At 48.4% G+C, this 24,974-nt stretch carries 17 protein-coding genes, 1 tRNA gene and 2 pseudogenes; 11 read left to right on the top strand and 9 right to left on the bottom strand.

The window, feature by feature from the left end:
• The first annotated feature begins 124 nt into the window (after positions 1 to 124).
• Positions 125 to 1,048 carry a TIGR01212 family radical SAM protein gene (locus BZG77_RS09575; protein ID WP_077647073.1) on the top strand — a complete coding sequence of 308 codons (924 nt, stop codon included), beginning with the start codon at positions 125 to 127 and terminating at the stop codon, positions 1,046 to 1,048.
• 18 nt (positions 1,049 to 1,066) lie between these two features.
• On the opposite strand, the gene BZG77_RS09570 is transcribed toward BZG77_RS09575, so the two are convergent.
• A complete protein-coding gene (locus tag BZG77_RS09570) occupies positions 1,067 to 4,195 on the bottom strand; it encodes an efflux RND transporter permease subunit (RefSeq protein ID WP_077647072.1) in 3,129 nt (1,042 codons plus the stop codon).
• Entirely contained in the window at positions 4,188 to 5,336 is a 1,149-nt protein-coding gene (locus tag BZG77_RS09565; protein WP_077647071.1) for an efflux RND transporter periplasmic adaptor subunit, read from the bottom strand. The genes BZG77_RS09570 and BZG77_RS09565 overlap by 8 nt, the downstream gene beginning before the upstream one ends.
• A gap of 787 nt (positions 5,337 to 6,123) precedes the next feature.
• Here BZG77_RS09565 and BZG77_RS09560 point away from each other — a divergent pair.
• The 5 genes and pseudogenes from BZG77_RS09560 to BZG77_RS09540 all read left to right on the top strand — a co-directional run bounded on the left by BZG77_RS09560 (position 6,124) and on the right by BZG77_RS09540 (position 12,172).
• Positions 6,124 to 7,501 (top strand): annotated as a pseudogene (locus BZG77_RS09560) (multidrug transporter).
• A gap of 198 nt (positions 7,502 to 7,699) precedes the next feature.
• Positions 7,700 to 7,786, top strand: a tRNA-Leu gene (locus BZG77_RS09555).
• 312 nt (positions 7,787 to 8,098) lie between these two features.
• The gene (locus BZG77_RS09550; RefSeq protein WP_198532406.1) at positions 8,099 to 10,048 is read left to right on the top strand and encodes a methyl-accepting chemotaxis protein; all 1,950 of its coding nucleotides are present in this window, start codon (positions 8,099 to 8,101) and stop codon (positions 10,046 to 10,048) included.
• 86 nt (positions 10,049 to 10,134) lie between these two features.
• Positions 10,135 to 11,013 carry a LysR family transcriptional regulator gene (locus BZG77_RS09545; protein WP_021023944.1) on the top strand — a complete coding sequence of 293 codons (879 nt, stop codon included), beginning with the start codon at positions 10,135 to 10,137 and terminating at the stop codon, positions 11,011 to 11,013.
• Positions 11,014 to 11,245: 232 nt separating this feature from the next.
• Positions 11,246 to 12,172, top strand: a complete 927-nt coding sequence (locus BZG77_RS09540; RefSeq protein ID WP_077647069.1) for a YeiH family protein — start codon at positions 11,246 to 11,248, stop codon at positions 12,170 to 12,172.
• A 21-nt stretch (positions 12,173 to 12,193) separates the two neighbouring features.
• Here the strand turns inward: BZG77_RS09540 and BZG77_RS14840 are convergent, their stop codons facing one another.
• Positions 12,194 to 12,340, bottom strand: coding sequence for a hypothetical protein (locus BZG77_RS14840; RefSeq protein ID WP_158011433.1), 147 nt, complete (start codon positions 12,338 to 12,340; stop codon positions 12,194 to 12,196).
• Positions 12,341 to 12,610: 270 nt separating this feature from the next.
• Between BZG77_RS14840 and BZG77_RS09535 the strand changes: the two are divergent.
• Positions 12,611 to 13,243: pseudogene (locus BZG77_RS09535) on the top strand (cation transporter); the annotation flags it as partial.
• Positions 13,244 to 13,399: 156 nt separating this feature from the next.
• Here the strand turns inward: BZG77_RS09535 and ubiT are convergent.
• Complete coding sequence (gene ubiT / locus BZG77_RS09530) at positions 13,400 to 13,906, bottom strand: ubiquinone anaerobic biosynthesis accessory factor UbiT (RefSeq protein ID WP_158011432.1); 507 nt, start codon at positions 13,904 to 13,906, stop codon at positions 13,400 to 13,402.
• Between the two features lie 219 nt (positions 13,907 to 14,125).
• On the opposite strand from ubiT, the gene ubiU reads away from it, so the two are divergent.
• Positions 14,126 to 15,121, top strand: a complete 996-nt coding sequence (gene ubiU / locus BZG77_RS09525) for a ubiquinone anaerobic biosynthesis protein UbiU (RefSeq protein WP_077647067.1) — start codon at positions 14,126 to 14,128, stop codon at positions 15,119 to 15,121.
• A gap of 9 nt (positions 15,122 to 15,130) precedes the next feature.
• Positions 15,131 to 16,006: a U32 family peptidase gene (locus BZG77_RS09520; RefSeq protein ID WP_077647066.1), complete on the top strand. Its 876-nt coding sequence runs from the start codon at positions 15,131 to 15,133 to the stop codon at positions 16,004 to 16,006.
• A gap of 428 nt (positions 16,007 to 16,434) precedes the next feature.
• Here the strand turns inward: BZG77_RS09520 and BZG77_RS09515 are convergent, their stop codons facing one another.
• The 3 genes from BZG77_RS09515 to budA form a co-directional block, all read right to left on the bottom strand.
• Entirely contained in the window at positions 16,435 to 17,544 is a 1,110-nt protein-coding gene (locus BZG77_RS09515) for a glycerol dehydrogenase (RefSeq protein ID WP_077647065.1), read from the bottom strand.
• Positions 17,545 to 17,682: 138 nt separating this feature from the next.
• Positions 17,683 to 19,365, bottom strand: a complete 1,683-nt coding sequence (alsS, locus tag BZG77_RS09510; RefSeq protein ID WP_077647064.1) for an acetolactate synthase AlsS — start codon at positions 19,363 to 19,365, stop codon at positions 17,683 to 17,685.
• Between the two features lie 41 nt (positions 19,366 to 19,406).
• Positions 19,407 to 20,183 (bottom strand): acetolactate decarboxylase, encoded by a 777-nt coding sequence (gene budA, locus BZG77_RS09505; RefSeq protein ID WP_077647063.1) that lies wholly within the window; start codon positions 20,181 to 20,183, stop codon positions 19,407 to 19,409.
• A 180-nt stretch (positions 20,184 to 20,363) separates the two neighbouring features.
• On the opposite strand from budA, the gene BZG77_RS09500 reads away from it, so the two are divergent.
• The gene (locus BZG77_RS09500) at positions 20,364 to 21,257 is read left to right on the top strand and encodes a LysR family transcriptional regulator (RefSeq protein WP_077486300.1); all 894 of its coding nucleotides are present in this window, start codon (positions 20,364 to 20,366) and stop codon (positions 21,255 to 21,257) included.
• A gap of 28 nt (positions 21,258 to 21,285) precedes the next feature.
• On the opposite strand, the gene BZG77_RS09495 is transcribed toward BZG77_RS09500, so the two are convergent.
• Entirely contained in the window at positions 21,286 to 22,341 is a 1,056-nt protein-coding gene (locus BZG77_RS09495; protein WP_077647062.1) for a hypothetical protein, read from the bottom strand.
• A gap of 122 nt (positions 22,342 to 22,463) precedes the next feature.
• A complete protein-coding gene (locus BZG77_RS09490) occupies positions 22,464 to 23,513 on the bottom strand; it encodes a hypothetical protein (protein WP_077647061.1) in 1,050 nt (349 codons plus the stop codon).
• A 190-nt stretch (positions 23,514 to 23,703) separates the two neighbouring features.
• Here BZG77_RS09490 and BZG77_RS09485 point away from each other — a divergent pair, with 190 nt between their 5' ends.
• Complete coding sequence (locus tag BZG77_RS09485) at positions 23,704 to 24,486, top strand: winged helix-turn-helix domain-containing protein (RefSeq protein WP_077647060.1); 783 nt, start codon at positions 23,704 to 23,706, stop codon at positions 24,484 to 24,486.
• Positions 24,487 to 24,974 lie beyond the last annotated feature (488 nt).

Raw genomic sequence — 24,974 nt, 5'->3', positions numbered from 1 at the left:
CCCGCCATCACGGCGGGTTTTTTTTCGTCGTTTTTAGCGGCCGTGATACCGACGTTTGATCTCTACCAAAGTGCCTCTGGTTTGTGCTGCTAAGATGCGACTTTGTATTGAGCCACGAGGCACCATGGAGCTGCACCAGTTAGTTAATACACTTGGCCAAGATCTCAAGCACCGCTATGGCGAACGGGTGCATAAACTGACGTTGCACGGTGGTTTTAGCTGCCCAAACCGCGATGGCACGTTGGGACGGGGCGGTTGCACGTTTTGTAATGTGGCCTCGTTTGCGGATGAAAAAGCACAACATGCATCGGTCAGTCAACAACTCAGTCAACGCGCCAAAGAAGTGGATCGTGCCCGCCGTTATTTAGCGTATTTTCAGGCTTATACCAGCACCTATGATGAAGTCGCCCGTTTAAAAGTGTTTTACGAGCAAGCACTGGCCCAAGAGCACATGGTGGGATTATGTGTGGGAACACGTCCTGATTGCGTGCCGCATGCCGTGCTCGATTTGCTTGCAGATTATTATCAACAAGGCTTTGAGGTGTGGTTAGAGCTTGGCTTACAAACCGGCCATGATAAAACGCTCAAACGCATTAATCGTGGACATAACGTCGCGGTATACCAACAGGTCGCAACAAAGGCCCGTGCTTTAGGGATCAAAGTATGCACCCATTTAATTGTCGGCCTGCCCGGTGAGGAGATAACGGCCCATCAACAGACGATTGATACTGTGGTAAATACGGGCACCGATGGGATCAAATTGCATCCGCTGCACATCGTTGAAGGAAGCACCATGGCAAAAGCGTGGCGAGCTGGGCGACAAAGGGAAATTTCGTTCGACGATTACATCGCTAGCGCCTCGATGATGATTCAGCGAACGCCACCAGAGGTGGTTTACCATCGGGTGTCGGCAAGTGCACGTCCACCCACATTGTTAGCACCTGCCTGGTGTGAAAATCGCTGGCTTGCGATGACAGCGATCGCCGAGACACTCACACAAACAGGCGCACAAGGGGCCGCGCTGGGCCATCCCTTTGTGGGGCGCTAGCCGATTGAATCTTTTGAACTAGCGGGGTTGATCCTCTGATGCCGTTGGCAAGACGCGTTGCATCAGTCTTTGCAACATTCTGCCAATATCTTGCAATATCAGGTACAAGCAAGGCACAAGAATCAGTGTGAGCAAGGTTGCGAACATCACGGCAAAGCCTAACGCCACTGCCATGGGGATCACAAACCGTGCTTGTAAGCTAGTTTCAAACATGATCGGCAGTACCCCGGCAAAGGTGGTGATGGAGGTGAGAGTGATGGCACGAAAACGCGCGCAGCCGGCGTCAATCACCGCTTGTTTGACTGCAACGCCCGCTTGCCGAGCCCGGTTGATGTAATCGGTCATTACCAGTGAATCGTTGACCACCACACCTGCCGCGGCAATTAAGCCAAAGGTCGACATCAAGCTCAAATCGATATCAAACCAATAATGTCCCCAAATGGCGCCGGTGAGACTAAATGGGATCACCGACATAATGATTAATGGCTGGGTGTAACTTTTTAATGGTACGGCAAGCAATGCATAGACCACGATCATGCCAGCGATAAAAAACAGCAGTTGCTCACTTTGCTGAGCTTGTTGCTCCTCAATCGAGCCACTGAGCTCACTGGTGACTTCAGGATAATCGGCCAACACATCAGGTATTACCGATTGTCGAATCGTTTCAACCACTTGGTTGGGTTCTACTTGCTCTTCATCAATAGCGCCATAGACGTAGACAGTGCGAAACCCTGCTTCACGGCGAAGGCTACTGATCCCAGGCTGTTGCTCAAAGTTGACCACATCACCCAGCATTACTTGTTGCCCCGTTGGCGTCGTGATCACGGCATAGCGTAGCGATGAGAAGGTTTCTCGCGTGCGCTTTGGATACCGCACCATGACTTTGATTTCTTCACCGTCTCGGATCAATCGCTGTGCTTCACCGCCATAAAAGCTGCCCCCAACTTGCTGGGCAATGGTCGTCAGATCCAGCCCCAGATCATGGGCGACGGGAGTGAGCGAGATCAGAATTTCCTGGCTGCCAGAATCCATCGAAGAGGATATATCGAAAAGCCCTGGTTGCTGATTAAGGCGTGACATCAGCGCCCGCCCAGCGGCATTGAGGGTATCAATATCGGGGCCGAATAACAGGTAACCAAATTCATCACCTTGTTCTCCGCCGTTGACATCGTCTTGAATGGTGAGCTTTTTCACCCCCGGAATATCAGGCATGGCATCGCGCCAGCGCCGAGAGAGTTCAAAAGTGGTAAAGGGGCGAACGGCATCATCCACCAAGGGAATCACCAGCTGCCCAGTGGTTCGGCCCTCATTAAATACCAGGGTTTCTTTGATCATGGCTTGGCCGGTTTCCGCTTGAGTGTTGTTATCAACGTCGTAGACCATACGCTCGATAGCTTTTAGGGCAGCGATGGTTTGTTCGCTCGATGCGTTGTTATTCATCTCTAAACGAATATTGGGGAAGTCATGTGGTACTTTCGGCGTCGGCACCATACGAACGTGGCTGGCCACCACCAAAGCAATACTGATTGCCAATAGGGCAATGAATACGGTAAGTACAGACCAACGCCAGTGTGTGGCTCGGGTGACTGTACGGCGATAAGGGCCGTGAATGAATTGCTGAAAACGGCGGTTAAAGCGTTGGCGTAAGCTATTTGGTTTAGGGGTAGAAAAGTGGGTATGAGCAAGGTGTGCGGGAAGGATGAGTTTGGATTCAATCAAACTAAATACCAGACACAAGATGACAATGGCGGCGATACCAAAGAAGAAGGCACGCTCTGGTCCACTAGACATCAAAAAAGGGGCAAACACTGCAATGGTCGTTAATACCCCAAAGGTAGCGGGCGTTGCAACCCGTTGAGCACCGGCAACCACGTTATTCACACCACCGCCCTTATGCTCGACTTCGGTATAAACGCTTTCGCCTATCACAATGGCATCATCAACGACGATCCCCAACACCATAATAAAGGCAAATAACGACACAATATTAATACTGACCCCTATCACTGGCATCAGCATAACCGCGCCAAGAAAACAAACGGGCAGTCCAACGAGCACCCACATTGCTAGCTTAAAGCGTAAAAAGAGGGTCAGTAACAACGCGACGAGCACTGCCCCTTGCAGCAAGTTTTTGAGCATCATGTCCAAGCGCGCGTTTAAGTAGTGGGTCATATCAACCACGGACTTTAGCGCCAAGCCGGCTGGAAGCGTGTTGTTTTTCGTCTCGATGTAATCTTTGACTGCGGAGGCGACGGTAACCATGTTTTGCGACGCTGTCGCGTTCACCGAGAGAAAGATGGCATTTTGCCCAGAGTATTTAAAATAGCGCTCACCTTCGGTAAAGCCATCTTTAATGGTCGCGATATCTTGCAGTCGTAGCCGGCTACCATTTGGACCAATTTTAATCGGGATCTGTCGAAATTCGTCGCCGCGATAGCGTTGGTTTTCCACGCGAATGGCGATCATACCGCTATCGGTGCGCACTTCACCGGCTGAGAAGTTGGCTGAATAGCGGGCTATGGCATCACTGACTTGACCCAGAGTGAGGTCGTATTTTCTTAATTGTTGCGGTGCAACTTCAATGGCGATTTCGTAGTTAGGGGCACTGAGCTCGACTAATGTCACATCGTTAAGTTGAAGTAACTCGTCTTCGATGTTTTGTGCGACGGGTTTTAGCTCGGTCAGTGGCTTGTCGCCCACCACCGCCATGCGTATCACTGTTTGTCGAAACTCAACTTGCGACACATTGAGCGGCTCCATAGACGCGGGCAGATTAGAAATGGCATCGACTTTCTGATTCACCCGATCCAACACCACATTGAGGTCTTCGCCAACATCCACTTCGATTTCGACACGGCCAAAGCCTCGGCGTGCTGTCGATACCACAGACTCAATGCCGGTGACATCTTTAATGGCTTCTTCAACCTTTACGAGGATGCTTTCTTCAACCTCTTGTGGCGAGGCGCCTGGGTAGTCAGCAGTGATATGGATATAATTAATTTCGATGTTGGGGAACATCTGACGTTGAATAAAGAAGTAGCTCGCGATCCCCATGATCAATACAAAAATCATGATCAGATTCGCCGCGACAGGGTTATGTGCAAAATACGCAATGAGACCACGAGGTGGCGTAGGGGCTTCATTCATCGTCGTCGTTCTCCTGCGCAACCTGCGATGCCACGCGTACCGTCATTCCCGCTTCAGGAAACTCGGGGGGCGTTGTCACAATCTGGTCATTGGCACTTAGCCCTTGGTCCGCATAAAGGTATTGCCCTTCGGCACGGACGATATTCAAGGCGCGAGATGAAAGCTGGCCCTTGCCATCGACCACCCAAACTTGTCGATTATTTGCCAAGGCTTGGGGAAGTTTAAATACTGCGTCTAACGTGGTGCCGTTAAAGGCCACCTCAACATAACTGCCGAAGGGCAGAGTTGGTTTAGGCGAGCTGATACCGTAGGGGTCATCAAGACGCACCACCACACGCATCATCCGTGTACTTTGTTCCACAATCCCTAAATCACGCACCACGGTGCCTTCGCGATGAATCGGCGATGTGCCATTTCGTGTCAGCGAGGCCTGAATCCCTTCGAGTTGTTCGGGCAGAAATGCACTGTCAAACCCAGCCACAGGTACGTGGACTTCCGCCACTTCAACATTGTTGATCGTACCCACAGTCGTGCCTGCGCTAATATATTGACCCACACCGATATCGCGTGAGACCACTAGGGCATCATAGGGGGCGGTGACTTGAGAGTTATCAAGATCGCGTTGAGCGCGTTTTAATGCCGCTTGGGCCGACTTCACCCGCGCCTTGGCCGTTAATAGTTGTGGTTTGCGTAAATAGAGATCGGTGACCTGTGTCGGAGGCAAGCTTTTTGCTTGGCGCTTTGCCACTGCGGCTTGCGCTTGTTCTTCAATGAGAGCGGCTTGCGCGCTGGCGAGATCGGCCTCTGCACTGAGCACCGCCGCCTGATAATTATCCGCCTCAATAGAGAAGAGCACGTCGCCACGTTTTACGATGCCACCGGCGACAAAATTCGGGTGCCAATCCATGACTTTTCCCGATACTTGCGCGGAGATTTGCGTGGTTTCCAGCGGCATTAATTCACCATGCCCCGTGATGACTACTTGATGTTGCGTAGGTGTGATGAACTGCGTATCGACGATCGGCGGAGGAGGAGCGGGATTATCGACCTGTGTCTCTGATTCTGTTGCCGCAATAGCAGTATAGCCAAGGTAGCCGAGCCCTAATACCACTAAGGGCAGAATCCAACGTAGTCCTTTCATTAATGATGAGTCCTTTCTGTGCGTCGCCATGTGTAGTGTAACAGCCGATTCGGGTTATATGTCTATTAACTAATTTATCATGTAACGTCAGTACTGTGATGACACGCTAACTGATCTTTTGAATTTCATCATTTTTTGTTGCACTCAACACGTTACGACTGAGTGTGTCCTCCCGATCGCCTCGTTTCGGTCATCCGGCATGTGTCTTTTGCTAAAACGTAAACCTGTTCTTTTTTTTCAATAGATAATTACATAGTTAGTTTTTATCTCACTTATTTTTACGTTTTTTACGTGATTTCTCTGATTTTGTTGGTAAAAAACAAGCGTTGAACATGTATGTAATCTTGTTAATTTCGACAATAAAAAAAGAAAGGGATTTTTTACGATTTTAACGTAGCGTTATAGGGGCTTATTGAATAAGAGAGGCTGTTTTATATACCTATGGGAATAAGTATGATTACGCTTGTTTTAAGGTGTCTTTGTGAGCTACAAAATAAAAAAATATATTATTCAGGTATTTATGTTTTTAGTGTTGCATTTCAATGTCAGATCTATGTCATAAAAATGCCTAAAATATGCTCGCCGTCATATTATTCGTATTAAAAATTAAGTCGTGATTGATATTTTTCTCTGCGTATTTAGTCTGGAGATGTGGTTACACGAAATGTGTAAGCAGCGGGGTGAAAACATGACATGAATGTTTATGTTTTCGAATCGGTTTTGCACTCGATAAAACTTAATAACCCAACGGGGCAAGACCTCATCTTGCAGGCAGCAGGAGTATTTCATGGAAAAGATGTTTAGTGTATCGACATTGGCTGCAGCGGTCTTGAGTGCAGTCGTGGCGGCACCAGCAATGTCACAAGATACAACGTCCGACTATGCAGAAAATGTATCGCCTTTTTTTTGCTGATTCAACAATTAACGGCAATCTCAATATCTGGACAAGAGCCAGAGATCGAGGAAATTATGATAAGAATGGAGAAAAGGAAACCAATCTAGATCACGGTTCTATATTTACCAATCTCGCCTTTAATTCTGGCTATGCCGCGGATGTTGTAGGTCTAGATCTGATGGCATTTGCCACCTTTGATATGTGGCAAAACGGCAGCCCTGATCATGAAATGAACTTYTGGGGCGTGAATAACCCATACGATAAAGTGCCAGATGACAGTCAATGCAGTGGGGCGTGGGAGGAAGACTGTACAGATAACGGTGTTTCTTTGGCGACGGCTGCAGCAAAATTTAAGTTTGGAGACACAGCCACCGCGAAGCTTGGTTACTTTCAGCCTTCCGTCCCAAGTACCATAGGTATTAACTGGTCGTTTGCGCCAGGCACGCATCTTGGGGGTGAATTAGGTCTTAATTTTGACAAGCTTAATGTGGGTCTTGTGGTGTCAGAGCGTTATAAAGCGCCTTGGTTTAAAGAAACCTATGAATTTCAAACGACCAATGGTGAAGATGCCGGCACAGCGTATTCGCTAGGTGCGCGTTATGAGCTCGATAACGGTATTTCACTCGATACGGCCTACGGCGCGTTAAGTGATGGTGATCGTTGGAATGCACACCTTAAAGTGAAAGGTACCACAGAGGGTGGCGTGTATTGGTCGCCGCAACTCTATGTGGTTGATGACGATGAACAATATGATAGCACGGCATTCCAGCTAGCTATGCTTACCAGTATGTCATCAGGTCAATACTCTTATCGTGCAGAGGCCACTTATACCGAAGCCGACTCTGGAGATCCTGCTGTTGTGCAAAATCTAGCGTATCGTCTGACAAGTCAATACGGTGGTTCGAACGGTACTTATGACATTTGGTGGAATAATCGTTCCGATTTTAACCATGACGAAGAATTAGCAGTATTTGGTTCATTGTCCCGTGATTTCTCTGATATCGGCGCGACTGGCTTTAGCGCAGGATTGAGCGGTGCTTATGGGTTTGGGTCATCGGCTCAAGGGTATGAGGATTTAACTGAGTACTCGTACAGCTTGTTTGCTGATTATGCGATTCAAGCCGGTGCCCTTAAAGACGCAAAAGTTAGCTTTTACTTCACGCAGTACTTCAATGATACGGATGTCGGTAACTGGGCACCTTACACCAATCTCTTCCAAGATGAAGATGACTTTAAGCTAACATTAGCGATTCCTTTTTCAATTAAATAACGTCTTTTTTAATACTGCCTTTTAGCTGAGCCCTGTACTCAGCTTTTTTCATTGGCGCACAAAACCACCGCATAGGACATTCGATTTGGTGGCTGTTTGAACAGTTTGCTGCTTTTGTCTTCGCCTGATATCGATTTAGCAAAAAAAAGATTGATTTATATTGGCAAATCATTAAATTAAACCGCGTCTATGAGGTGCGCCCCGGTGGTGGAATTGGTAGACACAAGGGATTTAAAATCCCTCGACGTTCGCGTTGTGCCGGTTCAAGTCCGGCCCGGGGCACCATAGCACTCATAGCCTGTGACATCATCATGTCACATCCCTTCCAAGTTCCATTTCTGTTTTATCGAAGCACTCATTCATATTAAGCAACAAATCAGCTGTATTGCCATGATGTTGTTAGGCCATTAATTGTGCTTCTTATTCGCTTTTATCGTTCCTTATTACTCCATTTTCTCCCGTAAACTAGTTAAAAAGAAGCCTCATACGCTCATTAAGCGATATATTCTATTTTTTCTATCATAATCGGCACCGCTGTCTAGATTGCTGACTAATATTGATATGTTGGTTAGTAGTGATAATAAAAAGGGACAGTGTATGCGTTGGCAAACTCTTTCAATCAGAAAGCGGATTTATATCGTTCTCTCCACCATTTTAGTGCTCAGCACGCTGATTGCGATGGTGCAACAAGCGATGTTATCAGCAAACAAACAGCTTGAAGATTTAAAAAATATCATTCTGCCTAGTCAGTTACGTGGGTTGGCATTTGAGATCAGTAATGAACTGCAGCCAGCAATTACGGGCTCTAACTTTCTTGCTCACCATTCGGGGCTAATCGATTGGGTGGATAATGGCGGAGACTTATCTAATCTCGCGCCAATTCATCAGGCACTTTCCAACGCGAAAACGCGTCTTGGTGCAGATAATGCGTTTGCGACGATAGACACAGAGCAAGGCAAGTATATTTTTACCTATGATGGTGAGCATCGGAGCAGCTCGATGCAGACCTACCCTTATCGTGATTTCTACCCCAATTTTTTGAATAAAAATCAACCTTATGAGCTGAATATGAATCGCGATGTGAATAACAGCGAATATGTGATTTTTATTAATTATCGGAGTGTCCCTGTCAACGCTGCTACCGGTCAGCCTTATGTGGTGGCGGGTGTCGGCTTTAATGTCAGCAGTTTGGTTAATCTCGTGCAGGGTTTTCGCATTGGAGAGCAAGGGCGTGCGATGTTAGCCGCGCGCGACGGCAGCGTAGAGGTGGCACCAACGGACTCCGCACTGAATGCAGACAACGCCAATCGCTTTCAGCAAGCGGTGACGAAAGGAGCCAATAAACCGGTTATTAGCGAAGTAACTATTGATGATAAAGCATTTTTTGTTGGATCTTACTGGCTAGCAGACTTAGATCGCTTTGTGGTGGTTGAAATCCCTAAAGCACAAATTACGGAACCCATCTTGAATCAGTTTATCCAGTCTTTGTTAGTAACCTTGGTGTTTATTGCCATTGCGTTGCTTGTCACGCACTGGGTGATCAGTAATTTGACCCAACCGATCAAGCAACTCTCAGCTGAAGTCGATGAAATTGCCAATAAACTCGATTTGGGTCATCAGATATCAGTAAAAGATCAGGCCGAAGTCGGACGTCTTGCCAATAAAATTAACGGTCTATTAGCGCGTATTCGTGACGCATTGCAGGCAGTGAACTATACCGTTGACGAGTCGCAATCCGCATTTGGGGTACTAAAACAACAAGCCCACGAAGTGAATCAGGCAGGGATGGTGCAGCAACAATCGCTGCAAACTATCTCTGCGGCCAGCCAAGATATTACTGAAATTACCACTGAGGTGACGGATTCGGCAAATCACGCCGGCGAGCTGTCCCAAGCTGGGAATGCGGCGCTTAAAGAGGCCTTAAGTGGTATGCATACCAGTTTGCGGCATATTGAGCAACTGGGTGAAAACATGACCTCGAGCCAAACTAGCTTGGATGAGCTCAATCACCATATTGAGAATATTCTTCGAGTGCTTGAAGTGATTAGTGCCATTTCCGAACAAACCAATTTACTGGCACTTAACGCGGCGATAGAAGCCGCACGCGCGGGGGAACATGGCCGCGGCTTTGCGGTGGTTGCTGATGAAGTGCGCTCGCTGTCACAACGTACCGGTGAGTCGACCAGTGAGATCCAAGAAATCATCAATCAGCTTCGTGCTGCATCCGACAATGTAACCGGACAAATTAATCAAGTGAGCCAAGATAGTCAGAATAGTCTTGATACTCACCAAAAAGCGGTTGCGAATATGGACACCTTGGATAGCAACCTACAAAAATTATTTGAGCACAATGCGCGGATCGCTGATGGTGCTAATCGACAAAGCAGCGCCGTGAATGAGATTAATCAAAGTATTGAAGAGTTAGCGCAGCAGGGAAGTCGCACCCAAGAGGTATTTGAACAAAGTGAACAAGCAGTGACCAGTTTTGATCAACGCATGAAGGAGTTAACCAAAAAAGTCAGTGCTTTTAATGGGTTGAGCAAGTAACTATACGAGGTGTCGCACACAAATGCTAACGCCTTTATTGCTTGTGTCTTTGCCGTGCTCCGGTAGGATAGCGCGAGGAGGGCGGCATGAATCTAACCCAAATTGATGCGTTTTGTGCAGTGGCAGACACCGGATCAGTGTCTGAAGCAGCACGTCAACTGGATGTGAATCGCTCACGTTTAAGTATGGCAATTAAAGCGCTAGAACAGTCACTTAACGCCGAGTTGTTCTATCGCACCGGTAACCGTCTAACACTGTCGGAAATCGGCAAAGCTGTGTACAAAGATTTCGAGAGCATATCGGTCACGGCGGCGCGTATTCGCCGTACTTGCGAGCAAGCGAACGCGGGATTTAATGCCGAGGTATGGATCGCGCGTGATGATGCCATTCCCGATCAACTTTGGCAGGATTGGGCCCATCAGCTTAACAAGCGCTTTACCGCGACCTCCTTTAACCTTGTGCTGGCCTCGAGCGGTGATTTGGCCAACTTGGTTGAAACCCAACAAGTCGACTTTGCGTTTGGGGTCGATTACGAGCGTATTGACGACCCACGTATCAACTACCAACCGCTGGGTAAAATTCGCATGATGTCTGTATGTAACAGTGAGCATCCGTTGAGTCGACTACGTCGGGTCAGTGATGATCAACTACGTAACGCCATGCAAGCGGTAATGGTCTACCTCAACGAAAAAGACAATCCCGAGCTTCAACCCTTCTCACGCCGCTATATTGGCTTTTCTAGCTTTGAATATATGCTCAATACTATTTTGCAAGAAGAGGCATGGGGCGTGCTACCTGAGCCGCTGATCCGCAAACACCTCCGCGAGCAGCGCTTGGCTGTGATCAAGCATACTTACGGCCTCACGCAAGAAGACTATTGCCTGTTTACGGCGTCTGGTATGGCCGAACACCCTGGGATCCAATGGCTGAACGATAGCATTACTAACTATTTGTTTGATTTCTAGATCTTGTTTAATTTCTAAATCGTCTATTAAAAGTGATTTATATCATTGTCTTAGGCTGCTTTTTCGGGCGTTTTTAACTGACTCGAAAAAGTTTAAGATTTTCTGAGCGCACACATAGCGCTAGAATGCTTGCACTTGATTTCATCAACCCGGCTGATTGTCATCGAGCTTACTTGTTTTCATCGAGCCTACTTATTTTCATCTAGCCCACTTATTGTCATCGAGCCTAATTATGACTGCCTATCCTCGTTATCTGCCTTTTTCTCTCGCGGTCCTCGCGTGCTTAACCCCCTGGGTCACTTCGCCCATCGCTTTAGTACTCGGTTTTTTACTTACGTCTTTGGGCGGGGTACCCAGCGGATTACCGCTCACTAAGATCACTAAAAAGCTCCTCGCGTACTCTATCGTTGGACTGGGGTTTGGTATTCCTTTGCAAGAGGCGTTGGCGGTTACCGGCGACGGGATAGGGCTGATTATTGCCACCATTACGGGCACTCTGGTGTTTGGCACGATACTGGCCAAGCTGATCGGGTTGGATCGAAAAACGGGTCATTTAATTGCCTCGGGAACAGCTATTTGTGGCGGCAGTGCCATCGCGGCCGTCTCGCCCGCCATCAATGCCGATGATGAACAAATTGGCCTCGCGCTGGGCACCGTGTTTGTACTGAACTCGCTAGCGCTGTTTGTATTTCCGATGATTGGGCATGCGTTAGGGCTTGATCAGCATACCTTTGGGACTTGGGCGGCGATCGCGATTCACGATACATCATCGGTGGTGGGGGCGGCGTCTGCCTATGGTGAGCAAGCATTAACCACCGCCACGACACTCAAGCTTGCACGTGCATTATGGATTGTGCCTGTCGCCTTTGTCAGTGCACTGATGTTTCGTAGTCACGCCAAAAAAATCACTATCCCATTTTTTATTATCTTTTATTGCTTAGCTATCGGCATCAGTGATGTGTTTGTGCAAGCACAACCGATTTACGATGTGATTTTCGCGGTGGCTAAGCAAGTGTTGGTGGTGTGCTTGTTCTTGATAGGCTGCAGTATCTCTATCGCCCAGCTACGTGCCGCAGGCCCCAAGCCCCTGTTTTTTGGCATTGCGCTATGGGTGATTATCTCTTGCTCGTCGCTTGCTTGGCTGCTCTTTGCTGCTTAGTTGTCCGGTTTTGCTTCAGGATCACTCGTGCGGTGTGTCCTGAGGCAAACGGAGTACCGCGACCAATAAAAAAGCACTGAGTGCCGCAGCAAACTGCCACCATCCCGTGCTGGTCATTGCGAGAAAAAGCTGCAAGGTAATGGCAGCAAGCAAAATACCTTTCCTCATCTTCTTAGTCCATAAAGAATATAAATGTGCGTTTAGTATGCGCAATAGTTATATAAGAGCAAAATGCGATTTTGCGCTATCTCATAACTAAAATGTGTTTGGGACACTGAGTGTCAGAAATGCTGACAGCTGATTTGTGTTATAAATTATTGAAATTAAATGCATTTCATTTTCCACCTAACGGGATGATGAAAGCGCCAGCAAGTTCGCATTTGTAAAGCGGCGCAGTAGCACCAAGAATGTGTGCGTGTTTTCTACTTTTGGTGTTTTATGTCTCCTCAAAACGTGATCAATGAAAAGTCAGTCTTAGTGTTTTCAGCCCTTTTAGCATTAGGGTTTGCCATCACCGGCCTGGCCGTGGGGTGGTTTGCTGGCTCTTTAGTGATTATGTTCGACGGTATCTACTCGTTGATTAGCCTAGTGTTAACTTTGTTGTCACTGGGCGCGTCATGGTATATCCACTCGCGCTATGCAAGGCCGATCACACGTGCGCTGCTCACTCCGCTTGTTGTCGCCATTAAAGGTGCCGTGATTATGCTGTTGGTGAGTTATTCCCTTTACGAAGCGGTATCATCCTTGGTCGAGGGCGGACGTGCGGTTAATCCGTCATTGGCGGTGTTATTTGGTATCGTCAACGTGGTGGGTTGCGGTTACGGATGGTGGATGATTGCGCGTAAAAATCAAGCAGGGCAAAGCCAGTTGGTGGAGGCGGAATCGCGCCAGTGGCAAATGGACACCTTATTAAGTCTCGCAGTCACCTTAGGCTTTTTAGGTGCTTGGTTAGTGGCGCATTCACCTTGGTCGGATTATGCGGTTTATGCGGACCCTATGATGATGGTATTGATGTCGTTCTACTTTATCAAAGTGCCGTTCATCATGGTGCGTAACGCGTTAAAAGAGCTCGCACCTGTCACGGTAAAGTGGTATCGCACCCGAACGATGACAGTTTGACTGCAATACATATGGCGGCATTTAGCCGCCTCTTTATGCCATCTAGGCGGTATATCTATCGCACCGTTATCAACAGCCTGTCGTGCACCCGTCCGAATAGCCAAGTCACTACAACGCGAGTTTAGTGAGGTAGTGATGGCTTAACGTCAGTGAGCGTGCCAGCGGCTTGGGCAGGGTGTCGATTTCGAGGCTATCGAGCAGGTTTTTCACATGCAGCCCGAGTTCGGTATCACCACTGATACTGAGTTGACGCTGGAAAAACAGCGTATCCGGATCGCAATAGTGAGTCGCCATTTTTAAAAACGCTAACCAATCTCCCTCGATACTGGCGTCTTCTTCCCCCGATAAACCCACTAATAATTGGTTGCTTTCGTTCAGCGACACGAACCAATTGGCGTTGAGATCGCGCAAACCAATGCGAATGGTACGGCCAGCAAGAAAGTCGAACTCTTCCTCCGCCAGCGGCACGGCAAAAGCGGTATTCATCAATTTAGTCAACACCTGGGCCTGTAGCCCTTGTGGTAACTGAGTGATCGCTTTTAGGCCTGGTGTAATCAGATTGGGCTGAGGCAGTGGCAGAGCAAGGGGTTGTTGTGTGATTGGGTTAACGAGCATTTGGCTTTCCTTTGGTGCCAATGGTTGAGTGCCACTAGAGTAGCGAGGTTGGAGGCGCTGCCATTGGATCCGAGTCAAAAATGAGGAGGATTTTTGTGGCAACAGCGTCATTTATCGCGATTTTTATCCTCATGGGGAAGTGAGCTTGATACATATCAACCCCCCACACTGGCAACGCCCTTATCTTAGCCGGACAATCATAAAATGGAATGCAATGTTATGGAGCTCCTTTGTCCGGCGGGCAATATTCCGGCGGTTAAAAAAGCGATCGAGCATGGCGCCGATGCGGTGTATGTCGGCTTAAAAGATGATACCAATGCGCGCCATTTTCCTGGGCTGAACTTCACCGACAGCAAATTGCAGCGTGCCAGTCAGTATGTGCATGACCACGGCAAAGACTTGCACGTTGCCATTAACACCTTTGCTCACCCCGATGGTTGGCGCCGCTGGCAATATGCGATTGATAGCGCCGCCGGAAATGGCGCTGATGCACTGATCCTTGCTGATATGGCCTGTTTAGATTACGCCGCCAACACTTATCCCGATTTGGATATACACCTTTCTGTTCAAGCATCCGCCACTAACTCTGGGGCGATCCGTTTCTATCAGCAGCAATATGGCGTTAAGCGAGTGGTATTGCCACGGGTGCTGTCTATTCATCAGGTTAAACAACTAGCACGCGATACCGATGTTGACTTAGAGGTATTTGCCTTCGGCAGCCTGTGCATTATGGCCGAAGGGCGCTGCTATTTATCGTCTTATCTTACCGGCCAGTCGCCCAATACCGTGGGCGCTTGCTCACCGGCGGCATTCGTGCGCTGGCAAGATACTGAGCAAGGGCTGGAGTCGCGCTTAAATGGTGTCTTGATTGATCGGTATCAAGCCGACGAAAAAGCGGGGTATCCCACCCTCTGCAAAGGCCGTTTCTGTGTCGACGGCAATCGCTATCACGCACTGGAAGAGCCCACCAGTTTGAACACCTTAAGTGTCCTGCCTGAGCTTTATCGCGCCGGGATCAAATCGGTCAAGATCGAAGGTCGTCAGCGCAGCCCTGCATATGTGGAGCAAGTTGCACGGGTATGGCGTCAAGCGATTGATCGCTGTGTCGCAAACCCCGAGGCGTTTGATATTGCACCGGATTGGGCGCATTCGCTCGATAGTCTTTCTGAAGGGGTGCAAACCAGTTTGGGTGCTTACCATCGCAAGTGGCAATAAGGAATTATGATGCAATTTTCTCTCGGGCCAATCCTGTATTACTGGCCCAAGGCTGAGGTTGAAGCCTTTTATCAAGCGGCGGCAGACAGCCAAGCCGATGTGATTTATCTCGGCGAAACCGTCTGTGCTAAGCGGCGAGAGCTGAAAACCAAAGACTGGATCGGGCTCGCGCGTGAGCTGGCTGAGTCTGGTAAACAAGTGGTGCTCTCGACCATGGCGCTGATTGAAGCGCCCTCAGAGCTGACCATGCTAAAACGCTACTGTGACAATGATGATATTCGCATTGAAGCGAATGACGTGAGCGCGGTGCAGTTTTTAAGCGAGCGTCGGCAGCCCTTTGTGGTGGGGGCGGCCATCAATTGCTATAACCCGCAAACATTAAAGCAATTTGTTGACCTTGGCATGACACGCTGGGTGATGCCGGTGGAGCTTTCGCGCGATTGGTTGGTGAATATGTTGAACGGCTGTGATGCACTGGGTATTCGCGACCAGTTTGAGGTGGAGGTCACTGGCTATGGTTACTTGCCACTGGCTTATTCGGCACGCTGTTTTACCGCGCGCTCAGAAAACCGTGCCAAAGATGACTGCGAGCTGTGCTGCCTAAAATACCCCAATGGACGGTTAACGGAATCCCAAGAGGGTCAAGCGGTATTTGTGCTGAATGGCATTCAAACCCAGTCCGGGCAATGCGCCAATCTCGTTAACGATTTACCGTCGATGCAAGGGCTGGTGGACGTGGTGCGATTAAGCCCACTGTCGCTTGACACCTTGCAATGGGTAGACAAATTCCGTGCTAACCAAGCAGGCACCCAGCCGCAACCGCTCAACCACGATTGCAATGGCTATTGGCACCATTTGGCGGGCATGGCACAAGTCATCGGGTAGTTGACTTTTCCTTTCAAGGTGCGGGATGAATCACTTCATCAACATGGTTTTTAAGGCATTGTCTACTATTATCGCTTAGCTAAATGGTTGCATCGGGCTATCGGGAATTAGGGCGACTCAACACTCGGATAGGAACACAAGGATGCAGGTGGGGCGTACCTCGGTTGAGGGCTTGGATGTGAATTTTGCCTGAATGTACAAATTGGTGACATGCATCATCAACATGCGCCGCATCTGTTTGCAACGCCTGGCCAAGCGGTCGGGCGTTTTAAGCCAAAGGAGCCAACATCATGATTGATAAACATACCGTGATGCGGGTTGCGCGGCCAACTGACGCGTGCAAGTGCTCGCGGGCGTTTTTAATCGTAGCGCGCCATTAAAAATGCGCCCGATAAACGGACGCTTGGTGAGTCAGTTGACTGATAGGTTTAGGCCGCTGAGTAACGTTTTGCCATATTATTCGCGGCTAACATGGCGTGATAGACATCCTCTTCGCTGACCGTCATTGGCATATTGCCCATGGTGTCACCTTCTGCACAAGCGATACGCGCAACTTCACGCCACTCTTCTTCAATAAAGGTTTTTAGTCCCATTTGCTCTAGCGTGAGTGGCAAACCCGCTGTTTTGATAATTCTAACCACATTATCAATTTCATCTTTAGGGGCGTTTTCCAGTACCAATTGCGTCAACAACCCAAAGACGACTTTTTCACCGTGCTGGGCATGGTGCAAATCAGCCACGGCGGTCATCCCATTATTTACGGCGTGCGCGGCGGCGAGACCGCCAGCTTCTGCGCCCACACCACTTAGATAAATCGTTGCTTCGATCATCTGCTCCAGTGCTGGCGTGCTCACTTTACTGGCGAGTGCATCCATGGCGGCATCAATGTTTTCGCTGAGCAGCTCATAACAAAGCTGAGCAAGGCCGAGGCCAGTACGTGAAGGGCGCTTTTGGACCAAGTTAACGCCGTCGGCACGATAACAGGCGCGTGCTTCAAAATAAGTCGCCAACGCATCGCCCACCCCCGCAGCAAAAAATCGTGCAGGTGCTCCGGCAATAATGCCTGTATCGGCAATCACTGCGTCCGGGTTTTGTGGCAAGAATAAGTAGCGATCAAACTCACCGTCAGGTTTGTAGATCACTGACAAGGCGGTGCAAGGAGCATCGGTTGAGGCAATAGTGGGATATAAAATAACCGGCACTTTTCGCTCGTAAGCGACGGCTTTGGCGCAATCGAGGGTTTTACCTCCACCAATACCGACGATCACATTGGCTTTTTGTTGCTCAGCGATACCAAGGTTACGATCGATTTCTTGCTGGGTACATTCGTACTGAAATTTCTCGACATGGGCCGCCAAGCCCTCTGCGCGCTCAATGGCAGGCACTGAGGTTTGGTTAACCTGATTAAGAAAGAACTCATCACAAATAATATACGCGTTAGAACCAAAGTCTTGAACGCTTTCCGGCAATTGTGCGAGTAAGCCTGTACCAATGATGAATTGTTTCGGAGACGTTACCGTGCGAGGGGTCGTTGCCATAATGAGCTCCATTGTTATCGTAAAGTTTCTTTATGCTAAGAAAGATATAATCTTACGCAGTTTTATAGAATAAGTATATGATCTAAATCGATTATTGATAAATTCCCGAGCGGCCTTTTTTATCCAATGCGTTATCTATTACGCAAATACCGGATCCATGCTGCCGGCCTCGCGTGGGGCCATTAGCTTAAAGTTGTCGCTGTAGTCCACGGGAATAGCGATAACCGCTGGGCCTTGGGTATCCATGGCTTGTTTAAGTTGGGTGACTAAATCTTCTTGTCGTGTGACTGCATAGCCCTTGGCGCCAAAGGATTCGGCATAGGCTTTAAAATCAATCGGACCAAATTTCACCCCTGAATAACGTTGGTACTTTTTAACTTCCTGCATTTCCACCATGTTATAGGCGTTATCGACCCAGATGATGTGCAGCAAGTTACACTTGAGACGCACTGCCGTTTCTAGCTCCATACTTGATTGCATAAATCCACCGTCTCCGGATACGGACACCACTTTACGGTCGGGGTTGAGCAAGCTCGCACCAATCCCCCACGGCAAGGCGACGCCCATGGTTTGTTGGCCATTAGAGACCAATAATTGCCGAGAGCGGAAGCAATTAAGATAGCGCGCAATCCAAATATGGAAGCTGCCCATGTCTAAGCACAAGGTGGTGTCTGGCGTGATCACATCCTGCATGGCTTTAATCAAATGCAGTGGATGCATGGCAAAATCTTGGTGTGAACGACTGTATGCTCGAATAGCTTGGCGCTGGTGGGCCACTTCTTCAAGTAAATCAACTGTTGATGCGGGCATCAGCCATTGATGGTCGAGTTGTTCGGTGAGCGCATTAAGAGTGGGCTCAATCTGGCCAACGAGTTCCACGCTAGGGCGGTAATAGTGCTCAATTTCTGCTGGTGCCACATCGATATGGATAATATCGGTGTGTTGCGTGTTCCAAAGCTCTGGATCATATTCAATTGGGCCAAAACCAATAGTGACGATCAGATCAGCGTTCGCTAACAAGAGATCACCGGGTTGATTATTAAATAAGCCGACCCGACCCGCAAAGCGCTGATAGTAGGTGATGTCGACGGTACCAGCGGCTTGGTAGGTCCCGATGACGGGAAGCTGGGTACGATTGAGTAGGGCGCGAATGGCTGCGGCATTTTCAGGACGGCTGGCTTGTAACCCCAGTAAGAATACCGGATTATGCGCCGCTTTGATTTTGTTGGCCGCTTCGCGGATAGCGCGCGTATCAGCCATCCCTAATGGTGCCGGAAATGAAGGCGCAAGCACGCCACTGTCGACCGGTTGGTTAAGAATATCCATAGGTAAACTGACAAACGCGGCACCCGGGCGACCGCTTTCCGCTGCACGAAAAGCGTTGGCAAGGATTTCAGAGGTCGCTGAACCGGCTTGGACTTCGGCACTGTATTTGGTAACCGAATTGAAAATGCTGACGGTATCTAGGCTTTGGTGGGTTTGTTTTTGTTGATCGGCACGTTTCACCGCACCACCTAAAGCAACCACAGGATCGCCTTCAGAATTAGCAGTCGCCAGTCCAGTCACCAGGTTCGTGCAGCCCGGGCCGGACGTTGCCATGGTGACGCCCGCTTTACCGGTTAAGCGGCCAATAACACCGGCCATAAAGGCGCCATTCGCCTCATGGCGGACCGGGATCATTTTGATATTGGTATCTTCAATCGCATCAAAGAGGCGATCAATTTTTGCGCCCGGTATACCAAAAATATACTCGACGCCTTGACGTTCTAAGTGGGTTGCGACCAGTTGTGCGCCTGTGTCCCAATGCGTTGTTGTTGTCATGTTGGGCTCCTCGTGAGGTTAGCTCCCTATGGGAGGTGATATTATTTTTCTGCTTTTTCGATAGCGGCGTGAATATTGTCTGGTGTTAAGTTCGCGCCCAAAAATTCCGCATTGGTGGGGAGGTCAATCACCAACTTGGAGACGCGGCCGATTTGCAAGGTGCCGCATGCCAACTCGTAGTCTTGGACATGGCCGCCGCCTGCGCGAGTGTCAGTGATAAAGTGCTCGTGATAGCCTGCGACATTGATGCCCTGGGTATATTGCGGGCTACGGAAACCAGCAATTACGCCATTAACGTGATCAAAACGAAATTCTGGTTGGGCATCGATGGCCTCGAGCATGGGCTTGTATGGCTGTGTTTGCTTGGGCACGGTGCGCGTACGCACATGCTCGAAGGCACCATCAATTCGAACGGCACAGAACAGATTGTCACTTGGCACCAGTGTGTCGATTACGTCGTGCAGCTCTTGGCGCGACATGGGATGATCAAACTGTTGTGTAATGTCTGGTTTGAAAAAGGTCATAACGGCGAATGGTGTTTTTTGCTCAGGATCCGCGCGCCTTGCCGAACCATCGCCGCGTAGTTGAAAAATCGTCTGATCAAAGGCGATGAGTTCACCGTCCAATTGGTTAAAGGTCCCTAGGCCAAAGTCGCCATGCTCGAGCAGGTCGGCCATGGTGGTCTCGCCCTCATACACGCCATCAATCAAGGCACTCATCAATGAGGTTTGATAAACCTCACCTTCTCCTGTTTGTTGGTGATGCTTGAGATAGGCGGCGGCGACATGTTCTGCACAGTGGCAGGTTTGGGTGCTCATAAAGCGTCCTTATAAACCGAAGTCAGTTAGGTTAAAACCGAATATTGATGATGCGAGGTTGAAGAAGGAGACACCAATACAAATAACGTTGGTTTTGATATCTAAAAGATATGGCACATGGAAAACGTGGTAAGATATTGAATCCAAACAGTTGATAATGCGCAGCATTAAGGCATGACGATGGAGTTTAGGTATTTACGGTATTTCGTCACAGTGGCCGAGTGTCAGCACTTTACGCGCGCGGCTGAGAAACTAGGTATTGCTCAGCCGCCACTGAGCCAGCAAATTAAAAAGCTAGAACAAGAGATAGGTGTGCCCTTATTAGAGCGCCTACCGCGAGGTGTGTCGTTGACACCAGCAGGAGCGGTGCTTTATCAAGATGCGGTAAAAATTCTCAGTCAGTTAGATCAAGCCGTGCAGCGCACAAAGCAGGTTGCCCGCGGGGAACGTAATCAAATACGCCTCGGTTTTGCCAGCTCGACGGTCGTCAGCCAACAAGTGTTAGCGCTGGTGCGAGGGTTACAAGAACATCATCCCGATATTGATTTTCAGCCGGTCGAGCAGCCCATGCCATCATTAGTGGAGACACTTCGTCAACAAGAGGTGGATTTAGCTTTCTTACGTTTGCCTTGTTATGCCAGTGAACATGTGGCGCATACCGCCTTATTTGATGATCCCTTTAAACTGGTTGTCGCGGCTGACCATCCTCTCGCGACATGTCACAGCGTGACGTTGTCACAGCTCGGCAATGATCCGATCATTCTCTTCCCTCGTGATATCGGGCCTGGGCTCCATGACGCGTTATCTGATGCATTAAAAAGCGCAGGATTGACACCATCTTCTGCATCGCTTGCGCCACAACTCCATTCCGCAACCGCAATGGTATCCGCGGGTTTTGGCGTAGCCTTGGTTCCCGCTTCGCTAACCACCCAGTTGAGCGACCACGTGTCTGTGCTGTCGCTGGTACAGATGCCTTTGAGTAGCCAAGTGGTGCTGGCTTGGCAACGCACGAATACTGCCCAAGTGGTGCGTCGCTGTATTGCAACGGCACGCGAATGGGCGAATGCTCAGTAAGCCACCCAGATCGTCATCGTGTTCAACGCTAACGTGCGGCGTGTTGTAAAAATTCGAGTTGCATACGCTCTTGCTCGGACATTTGATAGGGTGTGTCCGACAATTGGTCAATGTCAAAGACGCCCAATGAATAGGTGTCTTTCGGAGTGATACCAAATTGTGCTCGCTCGCCGGGGGAGCCTGACATGCGTTCAATCACGATATTTTTTAGCTGCCACTGCTTATCGAAGCCGAGTAACGTTTGCTTAAACGCTTTTAATTCAACAGTGTGATCGCCTTCCTGAAGCCGTTTTTTGGTGGTGAGAAACGCAACGGGTTCGTCGTTTTGGGTGAACAGATTGGCGCGAAAACGATAGATTCCGCCCTTATCGACATTAAGTTGTAAAGGGATAATCATATCGGCATCACGACCAAAGACGGGTTTTACTTGCGCTAACTGGGCAATCGGCTGATATAGCCTAAAATCGGCAGTGAGCACATCATGCCCAGAATCAAAGTCTAGGATCGCCTTGAGACGTAACTCCATCGGCCAGCTTTCGTCTGGCTCAATCTGCCATGTGTCTCCCGACACGGTCTTTGTCTTAATCACCTGGTTGGTCCTGACATCAATAATCTCTAAGACGGTTTGATTAACAGGTAAAGAGGCAACCAATGACGCTTGTATCGGATTGGGATAAAAATAGCGGTATTGACTTAATTTGAGCGCGGCTTTCTCGGTGCCATCAAGTATAGGAACGGGTGTACTGATATGCCGATTCCAGTGCAAATAAGGGCTTTGCGGCGAGGCGATGGGCATTGAATAAGGCGGGTGTTGGATTTTTTCTGCATAATCCGATGCAATGTAGCTAAGCGAGTTTCGCATGCTAACCGGTACAATATCTGGCTCAGTGGGTTGGGTTTGTTGTGCGAACGTTGTGACCTCTTCGTCTGTTGTTTGGCTCAATGATGACGCACTCTGTTCGTTGGTACGCACTATCGTGTTGGTCGCCAGCGCCATAGACGCTGGTTCTGGTGTATCAAGCCACAAATAGCCGGTAATGCCGATAGCACTTATCAGAGTGACTGCCAGGATCAGTCTTGTCATTGTAACCCCTAATTAACGTGTAACGAACAAACTATCATGAGTGAGAAAAGTGAAGAAATCCGACAAGCTGCTTCCTCACCATAAAAAAGCAGCTTTGCCGATTTTGTCACAGTGTGTTGTGCTTATTGCGGTAGGGCGTACACGATCTCTGACAATGTGTCACGGTCCGAATCACGGACATATCGATATTTTTTGCCAAACCAACCATCCTTATCAAAGGTTTCAACTGAGATGCGTGATTGATCGTCAAGCTTGAGCTCTGGATCGGTGGCGGTAACTTTACCTCGATGCGCTGACTTAAAGATCGTGAGGTGGCTGTATTTATTCCCCATTAGCAACGGGTAGTGCATGGGGATAAAGCGTCTCACTCCTTTATGGACATAATCTAACTTGCCATCGAACTCAATCGCGGTCGAACAGCTATCAAATGCATCGACATCGGCAGCGCCACATGCAGAATGCGCGGCAACCACACCGTCATCACTGCCTGGAATAAAGGGAGATGTCGCCCCCAAGAAGTCAGAGCCATTGCCAACAAAGCGAATACGAGGGACACGGTTGTCGGGCCAGTTCGATAATTGGCGTGCGTTGGCGACTTTTAAATCGTTCAGAACGCCAATATTGTCTTTGTTCGGTAACTGACCTATCCAAAGCGATACCGCTTTTTTCATTGCGTGATTAAGCCAACCGCCTCCCTGTGCCACATTGACAGCAATGTTTGCCATTTCGACACCACCACCTGCACCGGCAAAATCGAAAGTCCCTACAATATTGAGCGGCTCAAGACCTGCGTTAATCAACCAATTTTCTTGGTTATCTAACAGGTAGCGTGCAACCAAATCACCGGTAGAGTGGGTGACTAAAAGGCAGCCGGACAAACAGGTTTCTTGCTCTGAAAGGGCTTTTAGCGCAGGCCAAAGGTAATCTGAGGCGATTTTTCCTTCAATACGCTCATTGGCCGGCCAATCTATACGTGCTTCGGCGTACTGCAGCCAGTAATCTTGCCAATAGTTAGCGCCATCTTGCACGACTTGATCGTGATCGGGGCGGCTTTGTAGTTGATCAGGCTGAAAACCGTGAATCAGTACCACTTTATAGGGGCCGATTGCGGCGAAGGCAGAAGCGGAAAATATGGCCGCCAGCATGAGTAATGCGCGATATATATTTTTCATTGTTGTAGCCAAGTTGTTTTGAGTAAACACTCAGTATTATGTAGCGGATTGTACAATAAGTGCCACAATGATAATTTTTTCTATTAATAGATTGGATCATAATTTTATGTAAAGTGTGATCTTGTTTCTAATTAAAACGTTTACTATCGCAATGAATTATTGATTTTTTTATAATCAAAAGAAAAAGCCTATGATTTACTTCGACGTCGTTGCGAGGAAGCTCTATCATCACAACAAATCCACCCGACTTGGCTTCCGCGAAGCCTTGGTGTTGGAGTGCCTGTTACGGCATGCCCCTAAGACCGTTTGTAAGCAAACTTTGATTTGTTACGCATGGGGAAATGAATACATTGGTCAAACATCGTTAGCCAAATCGATCAGTGCGCTAAGACGAAGCTTAATGACGATTAGCGCAGATCCGACTTTGGTAGTCACCGTGCCGAAGCAAGGCTATCGCATGGTCGCGGGCATGGTAGAAACCAAGACTGTCGGCGAGTCACTAACAACCGTAGAGCAAACTAAGGTAGCCCCCGTCAAGACGAATGCGGTAACGGGTCTCTCTGCTGCTGAGTCGAGGCATGATGCTGACAATAAGGCAGTATCGAGTAAACCGATACGCCAGTGTGTCATGATGGCGTTGATGTTATTGGCCTGTGTGGCGAGCAGCGTGTTTGTGGTAGGAAAAATCAATGGCTGGTTTTGGAGTGATCTGGTACAGCGAGGCGAGCTGACACAGAAACGTGTCGGTAGCCTTTATGTTTTTTATCCTCAAAAAACACGACTTGACTTTCCGATGGAGCAGTTTTTGAGCCACAGCCAGTGTGATTGCCTTGTATATGTAGAAAACAGGCATAAGTTAACAAAGATGATTTTTGTATCAAGAAAGACCAAACGCAGTGTGTCTATCCGCTATTCGCCTTTTAATATCAAGCATGCCACTAGTAAAATTGAGCAATTTCTTGCTGAGGAATAAAAAAAGAGTATTTGCTTTATTTTAATCAGCTTTACCTAACGCCACATCCGACGTGTTATCACGTTAACTTCCTATCATAGCAACCGCTATTCAAATAATAGAGTATTAACTCTAATTATTTTTTTCTTTTTTGGGGCGTTCACTCCTGAATAAATAGCACATTTTACGTTATGAAAATATATTCGGGTGTAACTTAAATATATGAAAAGTGTAGGGAAATTAAATCATATTGTTTTGTTTTGTTTTTTTGTTGGCTATGAGAAAGTTAATAGGGTCAGCTTTCGAATAGCTGGCGGGGTCTAATCATACGGAAAAAAGAGAGACATAAAATAGCGACAATCATACGTACAACAATCATGAATCTTTCTATCGTCGCAGTGCTCATTAGTGAGTGGGCAGCTCGGGTGAAAGCCTACCTTGATAGAATCACTTTTAGATGTTCAACTATGCATCTGAAATTTAAATAGATATAATAATCAACATAAAGG

Source organism: Salinivibrio sp. IB643 (assembly GCF_001996105.1).
Taxonomy (GTDB): Bacteria; Pseudomonadota; Gammaproteobacteria; order Enterobacterales; family Vibrionaceae; genus Salinivibrio; species Salinivibrio costicola.
The sequence above is the reverse complement of the archived record's forward strand: the minus strand, read 5'-3'. Positions and strand labels throughout refer to the sequence as shown.

Coding starts and splice junctions, on each gene's coding strand:
- BZG77_RS09575 (WP_077647073.1), top strand. CDS start 125: ATGGAGCTGCACCAGTTAGTTAATACACTTGGCCAAGATCTCAAGCAC.
- BZG77_RS09570 (WP_077647072.1), bottom strand. CDS start 4,195: ATGAATGAAGCCCCTACGCCACCTCGTGGTCTCATTGCGTATTTTGCA.
- BZG77_RS09565 (WP_077647071.1), bottom strand. CDS start 5,336: ATGAAAGGACTACGTTGGATTCTGCCCTTAGTGGTATTAGGGCTCGGC.
- BZG77_RS09550 (WP_198532406.1), top strand. CDS start 8,099: ATGCGTTGGCAAACTCTTTCAATCAGAAAGCGGATTTATATCGTTCTC.
- BZG77_RS09545 (WP_021023944.1), top strand. CDS start 10,135: ATGAATCTAACCCAAATTGATGCGTTTTGTGCAGTGGCAGACACCGGA.
- BZG77_RS09540 (WP_077647069.1), top strand. CDS start 11,246: ATGACTGCCTATCCTCGTTATCTGCCTTTTTCTCTCGCGGTCCTCGCG.
- BZG77_RS14840 (WP_158011433.1), bottom strand. CDS start 12,340: ATGAGGAAAGGTATTTTGCTTGCTGCCATTACCTTGCAGCTTTTTCTC.
- ubiT (WP_158011432.1), bottom strand. CDS start 13,906: ATGCTCGTTAACCCAATCACACAACAACCCCTTGCTCTGCCACTGCCT.
- ubiU (WP_077647067.1), top strand. CDS start 14,126: ATGGAGCTCCTTTGTCCGGCGGGCAATATTCCGGCGGTTAAAAAAGCG.
- BZG77_RS09520 (WP_077647066.1), top strand. CDS start 15,131: ATGCAATTTTCTCTCGGGCCAATCCTGTATTACTGGCCCAAGGCTGAG.
- BZG77_RS09515 (WP_077647065.1), bottom strand. CDS start 17,544: ATGGCAACGACCCCTCGCACGGTAACGTCTCCGAAACAATTCATCATT.
- alsS (WP_077647064.1), bottom strand. CDS start 19,365: ATGACAACAACAACGCATTGGGACACAGGCGCACAACTGGTCGCAACC.
- budA (WP_077647063.1), bottom strand. CDS start 20,183: ATGAGCACCCAAACCTGCCACTGTGCAGAACATGTCGCCGCCGCCTAT.
- BZG77_RS09500 (WP_077486300.1), top strand. CDS start 20,364: ATGGAGTTTAGGTATTTACGGTATTTCGTCACAGTGGCCGAGTGTCAG.
- BZG77_RS09495 (WP_077647062.1), bottom strand. CDS start 22,341: ATGACAAGACTGATCCTGGCAGTCACTCTGATAAGTGCTATCGGCATT.
- BZG77_RS09490 (WP_077647061.1), bottom strand. CDS start 23,513: ATGAAAAATATATATCGCGCATTACTCATGCTGGCGGCCATATTTTCC.
- BZG77_RS09485 (WP_077647060.1), top strand. CDS start 23,704: ATGATTTACTTCGACGTCGTTGCGAGGAAGCTCTATCATCACAACAAA.